10 protein-coding genes are annotated in these 15608 nt (G+C 45.3%); 4 read left to right on the forward strand and 6 right to left on the reverse strand.

Translation table 11 applies throughout. The features are described 5' to 3' along the window. Nucleotides 1-5: 5 nt before the first annotated feature. Nucleotides 6-1628, reverse strand: a complete 1623-nt coding sequence (locus JGK11_RS03055; RefSeq protein ID WP_293210518.1) for a glycosyltransferase family 39 protein — start codon at nucleotides 1626-1628, stop codon at nucleotides 6-8. Between the two features lie 1095 nt (nucleotides 1629-2723). Here JGK11_RS03055 and JGK11_RS03060 point away from each other — a divergent pair. Beyond that, nucleotides 2724-4736: an iron uptake porin gene (locus tag JGK11_RS03060; protein ID WP_293210520.1), complete on the forward strand. Its 2013-nt coding sequence runs from the start codon at nucleotides 2724-2726 to the stop codon at nucleotides 4734-4736. Nucleotides 4737-4872: 136 nt separating this feature from the next. On the opposite strand, the gene JGK11_RS03065 is transcribed toward JGK11_RS03060, so the two are convergent. Genes JGK11_RS03065 through JGK11_RS03080 form a run of 4 tightly spaced genes read right to left on the reverse strand, consistent with a single transcriptional unit; the run spans nucleotide 4873 to nucleotide 8248 of the window. Further along, nucleotides 4873-5061 (reverse strand): hypothetical protein, encoded by a 189-nt coding sequence (locus tag JGK11_RS03065; RefSeq protein ID WP_293190611.1) that lies wholly within the window; start codon nucleotides 5059-5061, stop codon nucleotides 4873-4875. Between the two features lie 15 nt (nucleotides 5062-5076). Then, nucleotides 5077-6327, reverse strand: a complete 1251-nt coding sequence (locus JGK11_RS03070) for an FIST N-terminal domain-containing protein (protein ID WP_293183005.1) — start codon at nucleotides 6325-6327, stop codon at nucleotides 5077-5079. Between the two features lie 56 nt (nucleotides 6328-6383). Beyond that, nucleotides 6384-7658: a transposase gene (locus JGK11_RS03075; protein WP_293183007.1), complete on the reverse strand. Its 1275-nt coding sequence runs from the start codon at nucleotides 7656-7658 to the stop codon at nucleotides 6384-6386. Continuing rightward, a complete protein-coding gene (locus tag JGK11_RS03080) occupies nucleotides 7649-8248 on the reverse strand; it encodes an IS607 family transposase (protein WP_293183009.1) in 600 nt (199 codons plus the stop codon). Before JGK11_RS03080 ends, JGK11_RS03075 begins: the two co-directional genes overlap by 10 nt. 500 nt (nucleotides 8249-8748) lie before the next feature. Here JGK11_RS03080 and JGK11_RS03085 point away from each other — a divergent pair, with 500 nt between their 5' ends. The 3 genes from JGK11_RS03085 to JGK11_RS03095 all read left to right on the forward strand — a co-directional run bounded on the left by JGK11_RS03085 (nucleotide 8749) and on the right by JGK11_RS03095 (nucleotide 11497). Continuing rightward, the gene (locus JGK11_RS03085; protein WP_293151347.1) at nucleotides 8749-8985 is read left to right on the forward strand and encodes a Calvin cycle protein CP12; all 237 of its coding nucleotides are present in this window, start codon (nucleotides 8749-8751) and stop codon (nucleotides 8983-8985) included. A 311-nt stretch (nucleotides 8986-9296) separates the two neighbouring features. Then, nucleotides 9297-9917, forward strand: coding sequence for a DUF3177 family protein (locus JGK11_RS03090; protein ID WP_293210523.1), 621 nt, complete (start codon nucleotides 9297-9299; stop codon nucleotides 9915-9917). A gap of 125 nt (nucleotides 9918-10042) precedes the next feature. After that, complete coding sequence (locus tag JGK11_RS03095; RefSeq protein ID WP_293210526.1) at nucleotides 10043-11497, forward strand: hypothetical protein; 1455 nt, start codon at nucleotides 10043-10045, stop codon at nucleotides 11495-11497. Here JGK11_RS03095 and JGK11_RS03100 read toward each other — a convergent pair. Further along, nucleotides 11430-14891 carry a response regulator gene (locus JGK11_RS03100; protein ID WP_293190613.1) on the reverse strand — a complete coding sequence of 1154 codons (3462 nt, stop codon included), beginning with the start codon at nucleotides 14889-14891 and terminating at the stop codon, nucleotides 11430-11432. The two genes, JGK11_RS03095 and JGK11_RS03100, sit on opposite strands and share 68 nt — an antisense overlap. Nucleotides 14892-15608 lie beyond the last annotated feature (717 nt).

Consider the following 15608-nt stretch of genomic DNA (forward strand, 5'->3'; position numbering starts at 1 on the left):
AACTCTCACTCTTTTTCTAACTTGCCAACCCACAACATTTGGATTGTTTGTTTTTTCGGCACATCTATTTTCGAGTTGTGCATTTTTGCCAGCTTAGCACTAAAATTCTGCGTTCGCCCGTAAACAAAAACATCGCTAAAACCGCTGGGAATTTTGGGTATCGCGGGTGGGTCTAGCAACTGAGCTTGACGGCGCCCTTCCTGGTCAAGCAACACCAATTGCCACATCACTTTCGGCTCTAACAAATGACTCATTGACAGTATATTTCCCAGAGTGACTTCCGAGATATCACTGACAACCAGCGGCTTAGGAGCGCGATCGATCCTCCGAGCAATTACGGGATTTTCCCGGCCCAATTCCTTAGTCCACCAAGTCTCGGCTTGAGAACTAACAATATTCGACAGCACAGAGCCCGTTAGCAGTACAACTGTCAGAACTTTCCACATCTGCCGTTTCCAGCTTGGCACGCCCAGCGCGCTAATTTTAGTCGCTAACAGGTAAGCAACAGATATTTGCATCGCCAAATAAGTCGGAAATAGATAGCGAGGTTTAGTCGATCGGATTCCTCCCAATATAACATCTGGTAGCATCACTGCCACTGCTGTCACCGCCATCAACACCAGCAAAAACAGCCAAACCTGTTTCTTTGTCTCACAACACAGAAAATAAACCGCATAACTTACGATTGCCAATAAAATCAAAGTCGCTGCCATCAACCCAATCAAATTTATTGATGTAGCCTGAGAATTTAGCCCAAAATCCCAAAAAACACGACCGATATTCCCGCTCCAATTATTAATCAAAGATAGCAAATTACTGTCTCCATTCGCCCAAAGAGTCGCCTCTTTTGCTGCCTTTTTGTTTATTACTAGAATCACCATCCAAGGCAGAAAAGCTACCAAAGACAAGCCAATTGCCATCACGTAATTAACTACCTTGCGATTCAACCTATAACCTTGCATTCCCCATACATAAATTCCGTGTCCCAAAGCGACTAACAGGCTAAACAAGTGTGTGTAAAATCCCAGAATAGTTGCTACTGCATAAATACTCCAACTTAGCTTAGTTTGAAGCCGCATTGCTCTCAGCAGAGACGCACAAGAAACTAAAATCAGCACCGGCCACAAGCTGTAGGGACGAGCTTCTTGAGCGTAAAGCACGTGCAAGGGAGAAACTGCTAGCAATCCCACGGCTATCCACGCCACTTCTGGTGCTGGAAACAATTCTCGGCACAGCCAGTACAGAGCGGGAAAGGCTAACAAACTCATCCAAACTGAGAAACTTCTCGTCGATAAAGGAGAATCACCGAATAGTTTTCCCCAACACTTGACTGCCAGAAAATATAGAGGTGGCAGTTGAGGTTCTTCAATGGCAATACCTTTAACTGTATCGCCAAAATTTTTTGTGGGATTGGAGCGCTGATATTTCATCAAATCTTGTGCGCCGACTAACTGAACGCTGCTTATTTCATGCAGCACTTCTGTTTGCGTGTATCCCGAAATCCGCAGGGAAGTAAATACTTCATCATACCAATAAAACTTTGTGTCGATGTTGGTGAATCGAAAAAACAATCCTAATATCAATAAGATAACTACTAAGAAGCCCAGTTTGCTTTTAATCAAAGTCATAGATGGAAGGTGGCAAAAAAGATAGATGCTGCGCCTCAATGTAACATACCAGAGCGAGGTTAAGTGCATTGCCACATCTACAGGTTCTTCGATCGCCCTCTAATAATTTGTGGCATTTATTTATTGTGTTAGTAGCGAATGAGGAATGTCCTGGAGGCACTCCTTGCTCTCATACACCGTTTTTTTAACTGCGAGCGATCGCATCAAAGCAAGTATTTTCGTCCATTTGACCGGGTTGATCCGTCCAGGAATGGTGAAGGCTCAATAGCTCCTTGTTCGGTAGCATAAATCACATACAAAAGGTGATTTGAAAGACATCGGCTGTGCCAAAAAAATAACTGGCTGTAAAACTCCTTCGCAGCGAGGGAACAAAACTTTAATTTTAGGTCACAGACATTCAGTCTGCTGCCACTGTCAAACTACAAAAAAATTGTGTTAAAATAGTGGCAAATTCAAGTCGCCGAACGGGGCATCTCAAAAATGCCGATCGCGCTGGCAAGTCTCGACTGGTGGGCGCATCAGAACACCCAAATTGGTCAAGACTGGAATTTTGCCCCCACAGGTGCATCTAGCAGCGTTTAACCTTCCGTTCCCCACTGCTGGCGGAAAAATAACCCCGTCCGGGCCGCGAGGTTTAAAGTTAGGTTAAAAAGCTTGACATAATAGGATCGAAAGCTGTATAAGGAATGCGACAAGCAGCCCTAATCCTACCTATAAGTGTGTGTTAACTCAGACATAAGCAAGGACTATCAGTATTTGTCAGTTTGAGGCGATTGTGGTCTAACCCATACCACTGGTTGTCGATCGCCCTGTCGGAGAAAGCAACTCCAGCAAGTCTGGCGATCGACAGATGAAATTAGCAACTGATGGTATAATCAAGCGTAGTGTAATGTGGGCTTGACCTAAATTGGGGTCTGGGCTGTAAAAAGGGCCAGCCTTCTACGTTCAAGCAGGAACTAGACACGCCTACTGTGCATCAACAGTTATGGATAGGTTCTATTTTTTTGGCAGTTATTGTCAACAGGCAAGGAACCACAAAAAGTATCAGTTGGGAATTGCCGATCGAGTTGAATAGAGTGTGAAGGTGTGAGGAAAATGAACAGAACTTTTTGGAATTTACTTCTAGTATCCCCGGCAATTCTGGGGCTATCATCAGTCGTCAGTACCGCTGCGATCGCTACTGAAGCGACCGCAACCGCTGAAGCCAACCAGGTAGCAACAGCACAGCCATCTGAGTCAAAAATTGTAGAACCAGTTGCAGCAACCCCTGCTGCCCCAGAAAAGCTGGCTTTAAACAGCATCGCTCCGGCGGCAGAAACCCCGATCGCCAACTCCGCAGACGCCGAAAAACTGGCAGCAATCGCACCAGAAACCAGCGCCACAGAACTGCAAACAGCAGCGATCGACATCAATGCAGCAGCGCCCATCGCCCCCGCCACCACAGCGGCAGCGATCGCTCCCCTACCTGCTGTCACCACAGCCCAACCATTGCCCCAAGCCTCAGACTTGGCAGTGGAAAGCACCCCGACAGCAACCGCCAAAACTGAAGTGCCAGCAATTGCTAGCACCCCAGCCGCCAAGGTAGAAATTGCTCAGACAGCACCCGCAGGCATGGGTGGCCCGATCGTCCCAGCAGCACCCCAAGCCCTCCCCGCCGAACCATCTGGAGCCATGTCCCAAGTGACATCGGTCTCTCAGCTCTCCGACGTGCGGCCGACAGATTGGGCATTCCAAGCCCTGCAATCGCTAGTCGAACGCTACGGTTGTATCGTAGGCTATCCCGACGGCACCTACCGCGGCAACCGCGCCCTGACTCGCTACGAATTTGCAGCCGGCGTCAACGCTTGCTTAGACCAAGTAACCAAGCAAATTAGCTCGGCAACATCGACCTTCGTCACCAAAGACGACTTAGCCATCCTGCAACGCCTGCAAGAAGAATTTGCAGCCGAACTCGCTACCCTGCGCGGACGAGTAGACGGTCTGGAAGCTCGCACCGCAGAACTCGAAGCCAACCAGTTCTCCACCACAACCAAACTGGCAGGAGAAGCCATTTTTCTCGCCAGCGACAGCTTCGGAGATGGTATCGGCCTGCGCGACGACAAAACTTCCACCACCCTCGGCTACCGGGTGCGGTTGAACTTCAACACCAGCTTCACCGGCAAAGACTTGCTCAGAACCCGCTTGCAAGCTAGAAACGTCGCCAACTACGGTGCAGCCACTGCCACTGGTACAAACATGGCTCGCGTCGCCCTCACCGGCGAAGACGGCAGCCAATTCTCCCTCGATCAATTGTGGTATCGCTTCCCAGCAGGCAACGCTACAGTCTGGTTCGGGCCGAAAGGACTGAGGCTCGATGACGTTGCCGAACTGACTACTCCCTTAGAAAGTCCTAGTAGCGGCGCTATCTCCGCGTTTGGACGTTACAACCCAGCAGTGTTCCGCGGCCCCGAAGGAGCAGGTGCTGCTATCAAATACAACTTTGGCGCCGTGAGAGCCACAGTCGCCTATCTTGCCTCCGACGGCGATGCTCCCAACCCAGCTAATGGCCGGGGCGTTTTCGACGGTTCTTTCAGCGCTTTGGGTCAGCTCAACTTCTCCCTAAGCAAATTTATTGACATTGGTGCAACTTACAACCGGAAATACAATCGGGGTGGCGATGTTGCGATCATGGGCGGCACAGGCAGTGCCTTGGCTAACCGTCCCTTCGGTCAAATATCGACTGCATCAGATAACTTTGGGGTACAACTTAACCTCAAACCCAGCCCGCGCTTCCAGTTGGGTGGTTGGTACGGTTACACCAAGGCTCACCAAGAACGTGGCGCAGATCGAGACGCTACTATTCAGAATGGTGCTCTTTTCTTGGCCCTGCCAGATTTTGGCAAGCCTGGAAACCTCCTCGGTTTTATTGCCGGTGTACCGCCAAAAGTTACTGAGAGCGATGTCAGAAGAGATCGCGACACCTCTTATCACTTAGAGGGTTTCTATCGCTTCCAAGTTAATGACTTTATTTCGGTGACACCCGGCGTTTACGTGATTCTGAATCCGGAACACAACAAAAACAACGAAGATATCTGGGTAGGAGTCCTGCGGACAACCTTTAGTTTCTAAGGTTTCCGGATATCTAGTTAAAGCTAAAAGCGGCAGGTGACTGCCGCTTTTATTTTTTGGTCAAAAGCAACGGAGGAGACGGCAGTGCCGTTTCCCTACCGAAAATAATATTGTAGGGAAACGGCACTGCCGTCTCCTAATTTTGGCTACTAATAATTCCGATGCCACCGGATTTGATATCAATTTCGATGCCATCGGAATGACAAGCGAGGAGACGGCAGTGCCGTTTCCCTACCGAAAATAATATTGTAGGGAAACGGCACTGCCGTCTCCTAATTTTGGCTAATAATTCCGATGCCACCGGATTTGAGATGATATCAACCATCAACAGTCAACAAAATTAGGAATTTTGGCGGCAAATCCCGAATACCGAGGTGTAACCGTGCAGAAATGTGCTGCCCCCGACAGGGCCGATTTCGCCGTTGCAGAAAAAGCCGCTCAAGGGGATGTTTTTGAGGTATCTGCCGAACAGTCGCGAGTCAAAGTTCGATTGACCGTAAAGCCCTTCCCCGCGCCCCAGACAGGAGAACATCAAGGCGCCGGCACTGGATGTACCCCTGTCCTCGGCCGATCGCTGATGCCGATCGAGCAGCATTTCTAGATCTTCTGCGGAGGTGCGGGCGTCCCGCAGGTGAAATTGGATGCGCTGTCCGGGACGGACTCGATCGCCGATCGCAATTGCCCCCACTTTCGGATCTACACCCAACAAATTGCGGATTAAAAAATCCCCAGGCTCTAATGTCATCTTGAATTCATCGCTGACTAAGCCGACAAATAACGAGTGCTGCGCTAATTCTCTGTCTGCTTCGCTCAAAGTTTGAACTAACTCTCGCAGGGCGTCTAAGGGCGATCGCTCGATGCCCCTGCTGCCCATATCGTCGGTTTGTTCTTCGAGTTTCAGCAAAATATTGCGCTCTCCTTCCGTCACCCGATAAGGATGCCCGATCGGTCTACAGCCTTGCGCGACGATCGTTTCCAGAACTATATTCCCGCTCAAAGCCACTCCCACCGTCCCTTCTCGGTACAACTGATAGTCGCAAAACAGCGCCGCACCTCTGCCCGCACCGTCCCCGCCGGCCAGTCCTCCTACCTTCGGCGCGCCCGGATAGGCATAATCGAGTCCTTGGAGCAAATCGTTAATTTGTGAGGAAAATGGGTCTGCCAAGATGATAAACTGCGGTTCTTCCTGGGCAGGCACACCCAAGACATTCACCCAAGTATCCGGGGGGCTGTCCAAGTCCGGCAGTTCTTCTGCACCGACGTGAAAAGTTCTGACGTTTACTCCAGGTAAGCGGGCTAAACTCAGGCTGACTGCGGGAGAACCCTCTACTTCTTCGGTGAGCCCGCCCCGGTTCGTGCCGATGACTCCTCCCCCGCCGCAGCCCAAAATCGCGGGCACGGGCAGCAATTCTCGCAGTAAAGGCATCAGCCGAGAATACTCGCTAGCAAAGGCAGATGAGATAAAGATCAGGGCTAAATCTGCCGGGCCTTCTAATTCGCGATCGGCTTGTTCTACAACTTCTTTCAGGGCTGATTCTAAAGACGGACGGGTTGATAAAGCACTGACCCATTGCATTTGGTTTTCGTACATAAGGCAAACTTCTCTATAAAAACTATTTCTATAGCTTGTAAAAGTATAGTCATTTATTACATGACACAGGAGGCATGAAGTCCCTCCCCCTTCTTTCTTACTTCGAGCGGATTGACCCGCCTCGGCTGAGCTACGCAGATCCCTATCCCATTGCTAAAAGCATTTGGGATTGCTTTTCTCATGATATTGTAAGACCCATTAACATCGGCATTAATTAATTGACCGCTCGATGTTTTGTACAATCCTCTCTTAATTCGTTTGCCACTAAACTTGACATCCTGGGCGCTATTCTGACCGTAAACAGAAATCGGGTCTAAAGAAATAAAACTGGAGACAGAAGTATATGATTCTTCCTGTAACATCACTCTTATCCCAACTAATGCAGCCTTATATTCCAACATCTCAATCAATCGATCATGAGGAATTGTGACGAAGTTCTGATTAGTTTTTTTCCCCAAATTTATCTCGTTTTTCCATTGTACATTTTTGCCAATTACCAGAGTCCCAATCTTGAGTTCTCTTAAAAGATTGATAATGTCACGACTGGCATGGTGCAAGTAATTATCGATTTTCTGGTTTCGACAACGAGTCAAGCGCTGAATTCTACGCGATGTTTGGCGCAGACCTTTCAATCGAGACTGTATATGTGCCTTACGTTTGTTGTAGAATTGATTAATTGATTTCAGTGGTCGCCCGTTAATCAGTAAAGGGACAAACCCCGGCTGATTTGAAGTTAGCGCTCCTAAATTATTCAATCCTAAATCTATACTAGCTACTGATTCTTTCTGATTTGCATCACTGGTGGACTCCGGCTCATCGTGAATTACCTCAATCGCATAAGAATCACACTTGGAAACTAACCTAACTTGACATATTTTCTCTGGTTTTACCTGAGTTTTAATTGAGATATCAGTCCCTGAAATTTTTATAATTCCTTTCGGTAATTGCTTACTACTAATCGCCTGAATTGTGTATACAACAAGGTTTCGCCCTTTGACTTTATCTTTATACTTAGGTAGTTTTGGGCATCCCGTGAATTTTGTGGGCTGCATTTTATAAGCTTTAACGGTTGCAAAAAAACCTTGCCAATTCTTGTCCAATATCATCAAGATTTGTTGGCTTACTTTCGCTGGCAATGCTTTGTATGCTGGATGAGATTTCATCAACTGAGCCATTTTGTTGTAGTTGAGATACCCCCATCCGTATACAAAGTTTTGGCGGATAACGTAGTTGGCAGCATTGTAGAGATTTTTTGATTTAAAGGCTAACCGATCGATAGTGGCGAAACGATGTTCTGTGGATTTAATGATATGTCTCTCTGCTAATTGCATTCAGACTCTCCATTTTTTAACTCGGCAATGATTCTCTCCGTTTTTCGTGCTCCCAGGCGTTGTCCGTAAAGTCGAGCAGCAAAACTTGTGACAACAGCCACTAAGTCTTGCATTAATTCATCTCGCCCATTGTCGGCTAAATTGACAATTTCTAGCTTAACTCCTGATCTTAGTAGAAGTATGTCTAGATAATGTGTGCCAAATCTAGCTAGACGGTCTTTATGTTCAATTAAAAGAATATTGTAGTCATCTTGTTGGAGTAAAGCTTCTAGTTGTTTTCTGTTGTCATTTAATCCGCTGCCAATTTCTTTGACATTTCTGACGATTTGATAACCGTTGGCTATCGCATATTCGGTTAATCGAAGTGATTGGCGGTTGAGATTTTCCTTGTTTTCAGAAGACGAGACTCGGCTGTAAATTGCAACTCGATTTTGTTTCAACTCCGAACGTGGTTTTTGTGGCGAATAGTCAACTATAATTAAACCGCTTTCTGTTTGCCGTGCCGGATGTGGTAGCTTGCCAGTCTTCCACCACCGCCAAGCTGTTGTATAACTGATGCCTATTGCTTTTGCGTAATCGGGTAGTTTCATTTTGCCCTCCTGACTATATGGTACTACTATTGCTTACTGTTGCTTATAGTTTTAATAAAGTTTTACAATACTTAGGCTAACCGGAACAGGCCACTGACGGGACGGTTTTATGGGGCGATCGATTCCCCTCGCAGTCCGCGATCGTGTTAACATAAGTTAACATGAGTCTCGACTCAATCTGTTTAGTGTTAAAAGCCGTGTTCAGCAAAATCTTAAAAGATAAAGCTCAATACAGTTTGACACACCAACTTCGTGTAGTGTTTTCATAAAAAGTCAGGTCAGCTCAACCTGCATTCATGCCTGTGGACTAGAACCCGCCGACGGGATCTGGGCAAAGCAGGAAGTAAAGACGGCGGCCGCGATCGCAGTTAGGGATGGTTTCTATCTGGGCTGCCACAGCAGCACATCTCAAGCTAGTATTAGTTGAGATCGCCAGACAGAAACGGCAAGTCAAACACAAGCTAACATCCAAAAAGAAAACCTTTCATACCAACAAGTTTATGACAACAACACCCGCAGGCAACATCGAAGAAAAAATTGAAGAAGAACTAGAAAGCGCTCGTACCGTCTGTGACTTGAAGGGCGCCACTTCCGGGGAATGTGCAGCAGCGTGGGACGCAGTTGAAGAACTGCAAGCTGAAGCTTCCCACCAAAAGCAAGTCAAACCTAAGAATTCTTTTGAAAAGTATTGCGATGACAATCCTGACGCTGCTGAGTGCCGCATCTACGACGAATAAACGAGCAACTTAGTTTTCTCCCTTCGATCCCGCGCCGAAATTAACTTTTGGCGCGGGATTTTTTGATCGGTTTATGAAGCAACTAAGGAATGAGAATTAAATAACTTACAATTTTTTTTATTGTTCTTGTGGGATGGGCGTCCCGCCCGTCCTTTCTGGACGGGCGGGACGCCCATCCCACAAATATGTGTAAATTATTTAATTCACGATCCTAAGAAGACCTAAAAAGACCGCCGTCTTATCTCATCCCTGATTTTTGAGCGTTTTTGTAGTAAAATCTGTCAGAAATAAGTAAGTATATTTTCCCAAAGATGTTTAGTCTTTTATTGGCAGCCACCGGGCCTTGGTTTCAACCACTTGTGTGGATGGATTACCGGTTGTCGGTGTTATTAACCGTTTCGATCCCGCTGGTAGTGCTGATTTGGGCTGTTTTTGCTTCATCTGACGCGATCGCCCGTTTGTTGATGATTTATTGGCGGGTGGCGAGTTTGTTGGCAATTACACTTTACCTGATGATGGCTGCACTGCCTGTAAGCTTTGTGTCGTCGGTGATGGGGAGGGCATTGATTCCTGCTTGTCTGTGGTTTTGGGAAGATTTAAACGACGAAATTGCCGATCGACCGCAGTCGTCTTTAAAGCTGGCTTTTACAGCTTGGCGGTGGGCGATTACTGTTTACAGCGGTTTGGGCGCTCTAGCTCAAATTCCCTTCTTAACCTGTGCCTTTAAATCTCAAATACAAGTAATTGACGAACCTTTTTGCAGCGTTTGGTTTGACCCGCCTTGGCTGTACAAACAGATGTTTCATGCTAAAGCAAGCCCTCAATTTTTGGGATTTTTGGGTTTGACAGGTTTAGCAATTTATGTGGTTTACTTATCATACTTTGTCCTAATTAGATTGGGAAAACAAGGCAGATCTGCTACAGGGAATTAAGTTGATTTCAAGGAAGTATTTGCTTCCTAAATTCCTGTTAATCTCTTCAAAAAAACTCAGAAATAAAAAACGGGGCAAATTTACGGAAAAATAAAAACAATAAGAGGATGGTAGAAGTGGGTGTAATGTTAGTGGAAAAGACTGTGATTGATAGCAAAGAAGCATACTTACAATGCTTAGAAAAGCTGATTTGGGCGATCGCTCGCCTCAACGCAGAAGTCGAACCAACCGAACTAGCTCGGATTGCCGAACTTATAGTTCAGCCGATGACCGGGCCCTGGCGGTTTTTCCATACTCCCGAACATATTTTTGAGGTCGGGGGAAATCAAGATGCGATCGAGGTTTTGGCAGCTTTATTTCACGATATCGTCTACGTACAAGTCGATCACAGCATTAACTTTAACGTCAGCTACTACATCACTCCTGTTACCAAAGAGGTTAACAAACAGCTACGGATTCGGGAGCAATCTGAACTCCCTGCTGATGCTACCTTAGAAATGGTAATGCTCATATTCGGTTTTGTACCCGGAGAAGTGCTCAATCCCTTCGTCGGACAAAACGAATTTCTCAGCGCTTTAGTTGCAGCAAAATCTCTCGAACCATTTCTCAAGCCCGAGCAATTGCTTCAAATTGTCGCCTGCATAGAAGAAACAATTCCGTTTCGCTCCGCCGAGTGGGGAGTCACCGCAACTGGGCGCCTTTATGACCGCTTGCAAGCAATAACTAGCCTGTTTCACCTCAGTTTAACTGATGAGCAAATACGGGAAACAGTGAAAAAAGCTGTGCGAATTGCCAACCGGGATGTAATTAGTTTTGCTCACGAAAGTTCAGCCCATTTTTTGGCAAATACCTGGAATTTATTACCGGAAACTAATCACAATATCACCAGCTACGGTTTTTATACAGTTCGCGACTACCGAGTTGCTTTGCTGAAGATGGAGGGTTTTCTGACTTATCTCAAGCCCGAGGTGATTTTTCGGCAGTTTGAGGGATTCCCAGACGATCGCACATATCAACGCTGGGAAACTACTGCTAGGTACAATCTCGAAATTTCCCAGCTTTATCTGGGGTGCAAACTGGCTGCTATCGCCCTACTGGAAGCTCTTTCTTCCGGTTTGGGACTCGATGTTTCTCTGGCCATGATGATGGGAGAACTGCCAGATAGAGCCGATAAAGGCATCCGTCTGGAAAGCTTTTTTCCTGAAATAGAGAAACCTCACCAACCTCAAACTCCTTTAGAAACAGAAGTATTCAATTTATTAGAAAATGGGCGGGCGAAAAGCAGTTCTAATACCGATTTGGAAAACTCCCCCCTAGCAACGTTTATGGTCAAAATTGTGGGATTTGACGAAATGCGCTATCAGTGCGATCGGGCTAAGCAATTTTTTAGGGCCAATCTGGAAGCCGATGACTTTATTACCGACTTTAACCCCATCGTTACAGAAATTGTCGTTGACTCAATTCTTAAGTTGTTTGAAACCCGCAAATCTACTATCTACCGATACTACGATATCACTTCTGAGTTAAAGTCCAAACCCCAGACCAATTTTCCGGTACGCCTCTCTCAATCAAATGATTGACTCGCTCCAAATACAGTGCAGCCGTTTTATCGTCAGGATTAACGGCTAAAACTTGATAAAAACAGATTTTAGCAGCCTTAAATTCGTGAGAGCGATAATGTTCTAAACCCCGTTCAAAATCAGTCTGAGTTTGTAACTTCATTTCCCTGAGCAACTCTGTTTCTGCATCGAGGACTTCATAGATAGAAATTGGCTGCTGTTTTCCCTTGACAATTACTCTATCTAAAAAACGGATTTGATACTGTTCGCGATCCGTCAAATTATCCAAAACTTTCTCGGAAATTATCAAAGATACTCCATATAACTTAGTGAGACTTTCCAGACGAGAGGCTAAATTGACATTATCCGAAAAAGCATCTCCCTGCATTCTCTCCGCTTCCCCAACTATACCCACCATCATGTGACCAAAATGCACTCCTACGCCGACTTGAATCGGTGGATATCCGCTGTGTATGCGATCGGCATTATATTCGTACACTTGTTGCAGTTTAGCGATTCCACCTTTGACAGCATCGTCAGCACCGTTGGGAAAAACAGCCATCATCCCATCTCCTAAATACTTGACAATAAAGCCGTGATGTTCTCTAATTTTTGGACTTACTTCTCGCAGGTAATCATTAACAAAGTCAAAGTTTTGCTGCGGAGTCATCGTTTCGGAAAGGGCAGTAAACGAGCGAATATCGCTAAACATGACTGCCATTTGTTTGCTGACATGATTCCCTAATTGGATATCCACAATGCTTTCTTTTTTCAAAAAGTCTAAGAAAGCATCGGGGAAAAATCGCCCGTAGGCGCTATTAGTTTGCGATAAATTGATGTGAGACTTAATTCTGGTTAACAGTTCGTCTTTCGAGAAGGGTTTAGTTAGATAGTCATTTGCTCCGAATTGAAATCCTGCTATTAAGTCTGATACTTGATTTTTGGCAGTTAGCATCACTACGGGCAACTCGTGAGATGGGTATTTCTCTCTGAGTTTAGCGCAGACTTCATAACCAGACATTCTGGGCATCATGATGTCGAGAATGATTAAGTCAAAATGCACCCCGCTTTCCAAGAGTGATAAGGCTTGTTCGCCGTTTAGTGCCTGAATGACACTGTAATTTTGTAGAGAAAGGTGATTGTTTAAAACTTGCAGGTTAATCGGATCGTCATCAACTATCAAAAGTTTAAATTTTTCGACTTCTAATAGCGCAGTGGCTTGCTTTACTGGATTCGGAGCGGGTTTAGGCACATTCCAATTGGAGGATAGATAAGTTTTATTTCTGTTGTTTTCTGATTCTGAATCCTGAATTGGCGATGCTAGCTGCCGATTTATTCCTGCTTCGCTAGGATGAATGGTTTCGGGAGAAAGAGGTAGGGTAAATGTGAAACGCGAACCGATGCCGATTTGGGATTCTGCGTATATTTTGCCGCCGTGGAGTTCGACAAATTGTTTGGAGAGTGTCAAACCTAAGCCTGTGCCTCCGTATTGCCTGACTGTGGAACCGTCGCCTTGTTCAAATGGTTCAAAAATGCGATCGAGATTAGCGACAGAAATTCCGATTCCTGTGTCGGAAACCGTGACAGCTATTTGAAAATCTGGGTTTGATGCTGGGAGATTTGACGGGGACACTCCCAGAGATGTTTTGCCGTCGGTATCTACAATTGCTGCTGATATTTTTACCGTGCCGGATTCCGTAAATTTAATCGCATTTCCAATTAAATTGTAGAAGATTTGTTGCAGGCGGTTTTCGTCGGCTAAAACTAATGGCAAATCTGAATCGATGGCATTAATTAATTCTAAATCTTTGCCAGCCGTTAAATGTTGACAAACGGTGAGAATCACTTCGACAATTGACCTCAATCCTACACTCTGAAGCTGCAATTCTAGTTTCTGATTTTTGAGTTGGGCAAAGTCAAGAATGTTGTCAACAAGTTCGTTGAGTCGCCTGCCACTGCTGGCAATCATTGAGAGGTTTTGTTGTTGAATTTCTGATAACGTTCCGGTGGCGCCGTCAATCATTGATTCGGCAATGCCGATCATTCCGTTAAGGGGAGTTCGGAATTCGTGGGAAGTGTTGGCTAAGAATTCGTCTTTGAGTTTGTCGAGTTGCTGCAATTCTTGATTCTGAGTTTCTAGGGTATTGAAGGATATTTGCAGTTGAGATGCCATGCTGGTAAAGGATTTGGCTAGCTGCCCTACTTCGTCGGTGCGATCGAGATCCAGCTCAACTTTGTGCTCCCATTCTCCTCCCGCAAGGTTTTTGGCTGCTGCGTTTAATCGGAGAATTGGCTTTGTGAGCGATCGCGCTGTCAAAGTTCCAATAATTATTGATAGAAATAGGGCAGCGATACAAAGTAAAATAGTGCTGCGGGTGTTGCTATTGATTTCATCCATGAAATCGTTTGCTGGAATTACTACCACCACCAACCAATCCAGTCCTACCTGGTCTTTATAGGACAGAATATGTACAAAATTAGATTGATTGTTAAGTTTAAATTGTAGCTTTTGTGGTGGTTCAACTAAGCTCAAGTTGAAACTACTAATTATGTGTTTTGCTGCCGATGCAGTTAAGGGATTTGTGCTATCAATTGCTGGCAAGCGTTGCAATTTGCCACTGGCGTCAGTAATGTACGGTTTTTCCTCCGTCGAACTGCCAACTATTGCGCCCGATCGCTCCATAATAAATACCTGACCCGATCGACTAATTTTGATTTTTCTAAGAAAATCGCTAATTTGACCCAAAAGAATATCGACTGCCATGATGCCACGAAAGTCGCCCTTCTTATCATAAAATGGCTGAGCCACCGTGATTCCCAAATCGCCTTGAAAAAATGTATAAATCGCAGTCCATATCGGTGATTCGGCTGCGGTTGCACCAATGTACCAAGGGCGAGTTCGCAAGTCATAAGTTGGTTCAAAACGCAACAGCTTCGTTCGATCGCCGAAAGCATCTAGCTCATAAAAAGAACGTCGGGGAAAGTTTTCTGTAATTCTGGTAACTAATTGACCAGATTCCTCTCGACTAACTCCAATAAACTGACCTTCTTTCGTCCCTAAATAGATTTGACGCACCGATGAAAATATTTTTACCTGCTGCCAAAAGGAGCGTTCAGTTTCTAGAAAATCTTCAGGTCTCAGTTTCCCAAGTTGAGCTGCACCTGCGTTGAGTTGGACAATATTATAAGGTTTTTCTAAGTAATGCGCGAGGTGTTCTTGAATGCGCCCACTGATTTCGCCCTGCAAGTTGTCTGCAAGTTTTTGAATTGCTTGTTGTCCATTTTTGAACGACAAATATCCAACTATACTGACTACGGCGAAAGTTTGCACGACGAATGGCAATGTCAACGCTAAACCGAGGGGCATAGTACCAGATATTTTTGCGATCGATCTACTAATTATTTTCACTAACATAATAAATAGTCTAACTTCTCAGAGATCCAGCCCAAATCCGCAGATTGTTGCATTTGAGCATAATTAGTAATTAGTTTCAGCTAATTGGCGATCGCGAATTCCGCGCAAATTAGCAATACTGGCTGCGTGATGTAATAAAAAGCACCGAGTCAAACATACGCAAATTCCCCAATTTAACGCATTGTACCTCATGATATAAATCTCCGCTACACAATTATTCCCTGCTACTTTACATAATTAAGTGCGGCCTCATAGAATGTCTAATTAAGTCAACCCTCAACCCTCAACTCTCAACATCCATCTGTTACATCCATTAAAATATATTAGCCAACTTCCTTTCTTGTGTCACTCATCTAAGCTACCTCAAACAAGCGTCACTAGAAAAAGCGACTGTTAAACCGCTTTTCCCCACAGCTACAACTGGGGAATAGCAAGTCTAGCAACTCGCAAACAACCAAGGTCAAATCAAAAAACCATCCAAAGCACAAACGCAATTCACATTAAATGACGTTGGGGCTGTTATTGTTACTTACTACCTGAAACTATGCCGTTATCCAAAATGAAAATATCCGCTAACTTCAGCGATGGTTGAATGCCAGCGGAGCTTGTTGGGCAATTACCATTACTCACAAGTTAAGCTAAAAGCACTGTTGTCAATGAGTAATCTTACTCATTTTTTTACCGAGATACCAATTAAAATATGACTCCATTTGTTAC

It is taken from the genome of Microcoleus sp. PH2017_34_RAT_O_A, assembly GCF_020737885.1.
In the GTDB taxonomy this organism is placed as follows: Bacteria; Cyanobacteriota; Cyanobacteriia; order Cyanobacteriales; family Microcoleaceae; genus Microcoleus.

Coding starts and splice junctions, on each gene's coding strand:
- JGK11_RS03055 (WP_293210518.1), bottom strand. CDS start 1,628: ATGACTTTGATTAAAAGCAAACTGGGCTTCTTAGTAGTTATCTTATTG.
- JGK11_RS03060 (WP_293210520.1), top strand. CDS start 2,724: ATGAACAGAACTTTTTGGAATTTACTTCTAGTATCCCCGGCAATTCTG.
- JGK11_RS03065 (WP_293190611.1), bottom strand. CDS start 5,061: ATGGTTGATATCATCTCAAATCCGGTGGCATCGGAATTATTAGCCAAA.
- JGK11_RS03070 (WP_293183005.1), bottom strand. CDS start 6,327: ATGTACGAAAACCAAATGCAATGGGTCAGTGCTTTATCAACCCGTCCG.
- JGK11_RS03075 (WP_293183007.1), bottom strand. CDS start 7,658: ATGCAATTAGCAGAGAGACATATCATTAAATCCACAGAACATCGTTTC.
- JGK11_RS03080 (WP_293183009.1), bottom strand. CDS start 8,248: ATGAAACTACCCGATTACGCAAAAGCAATAGGCATCAGTTATACAACA.
- JGK11_RS03085 (WP_293151347.1), top strand. CDS start 8,749: ATGACAACAACACCCGCAGGCAACATCGAAGAAAAAATTGAAGAAGAA.
- JGK11_RS03090 (WP_293210523.1), top strand. CDS start 9,297: ATGTTTAGTCTTTTATTGGCAGCCACCGGGCCTTGGTTTCAACCACTT.
- JGK11_RS03095 (WP_293210526.1), top strand. CDS start 10,043: ATGTTAGTGGAAAAGACTGTGATTGATAGCAAAGAAGCATACTTACAA.
- JGK11_RS03100 (WP_293190613.1), bottom strand. CDS start 14,891: ATGTTAGTGAAAATAATTAGTAGATCGATCGCAAAAATATCTGGTACT.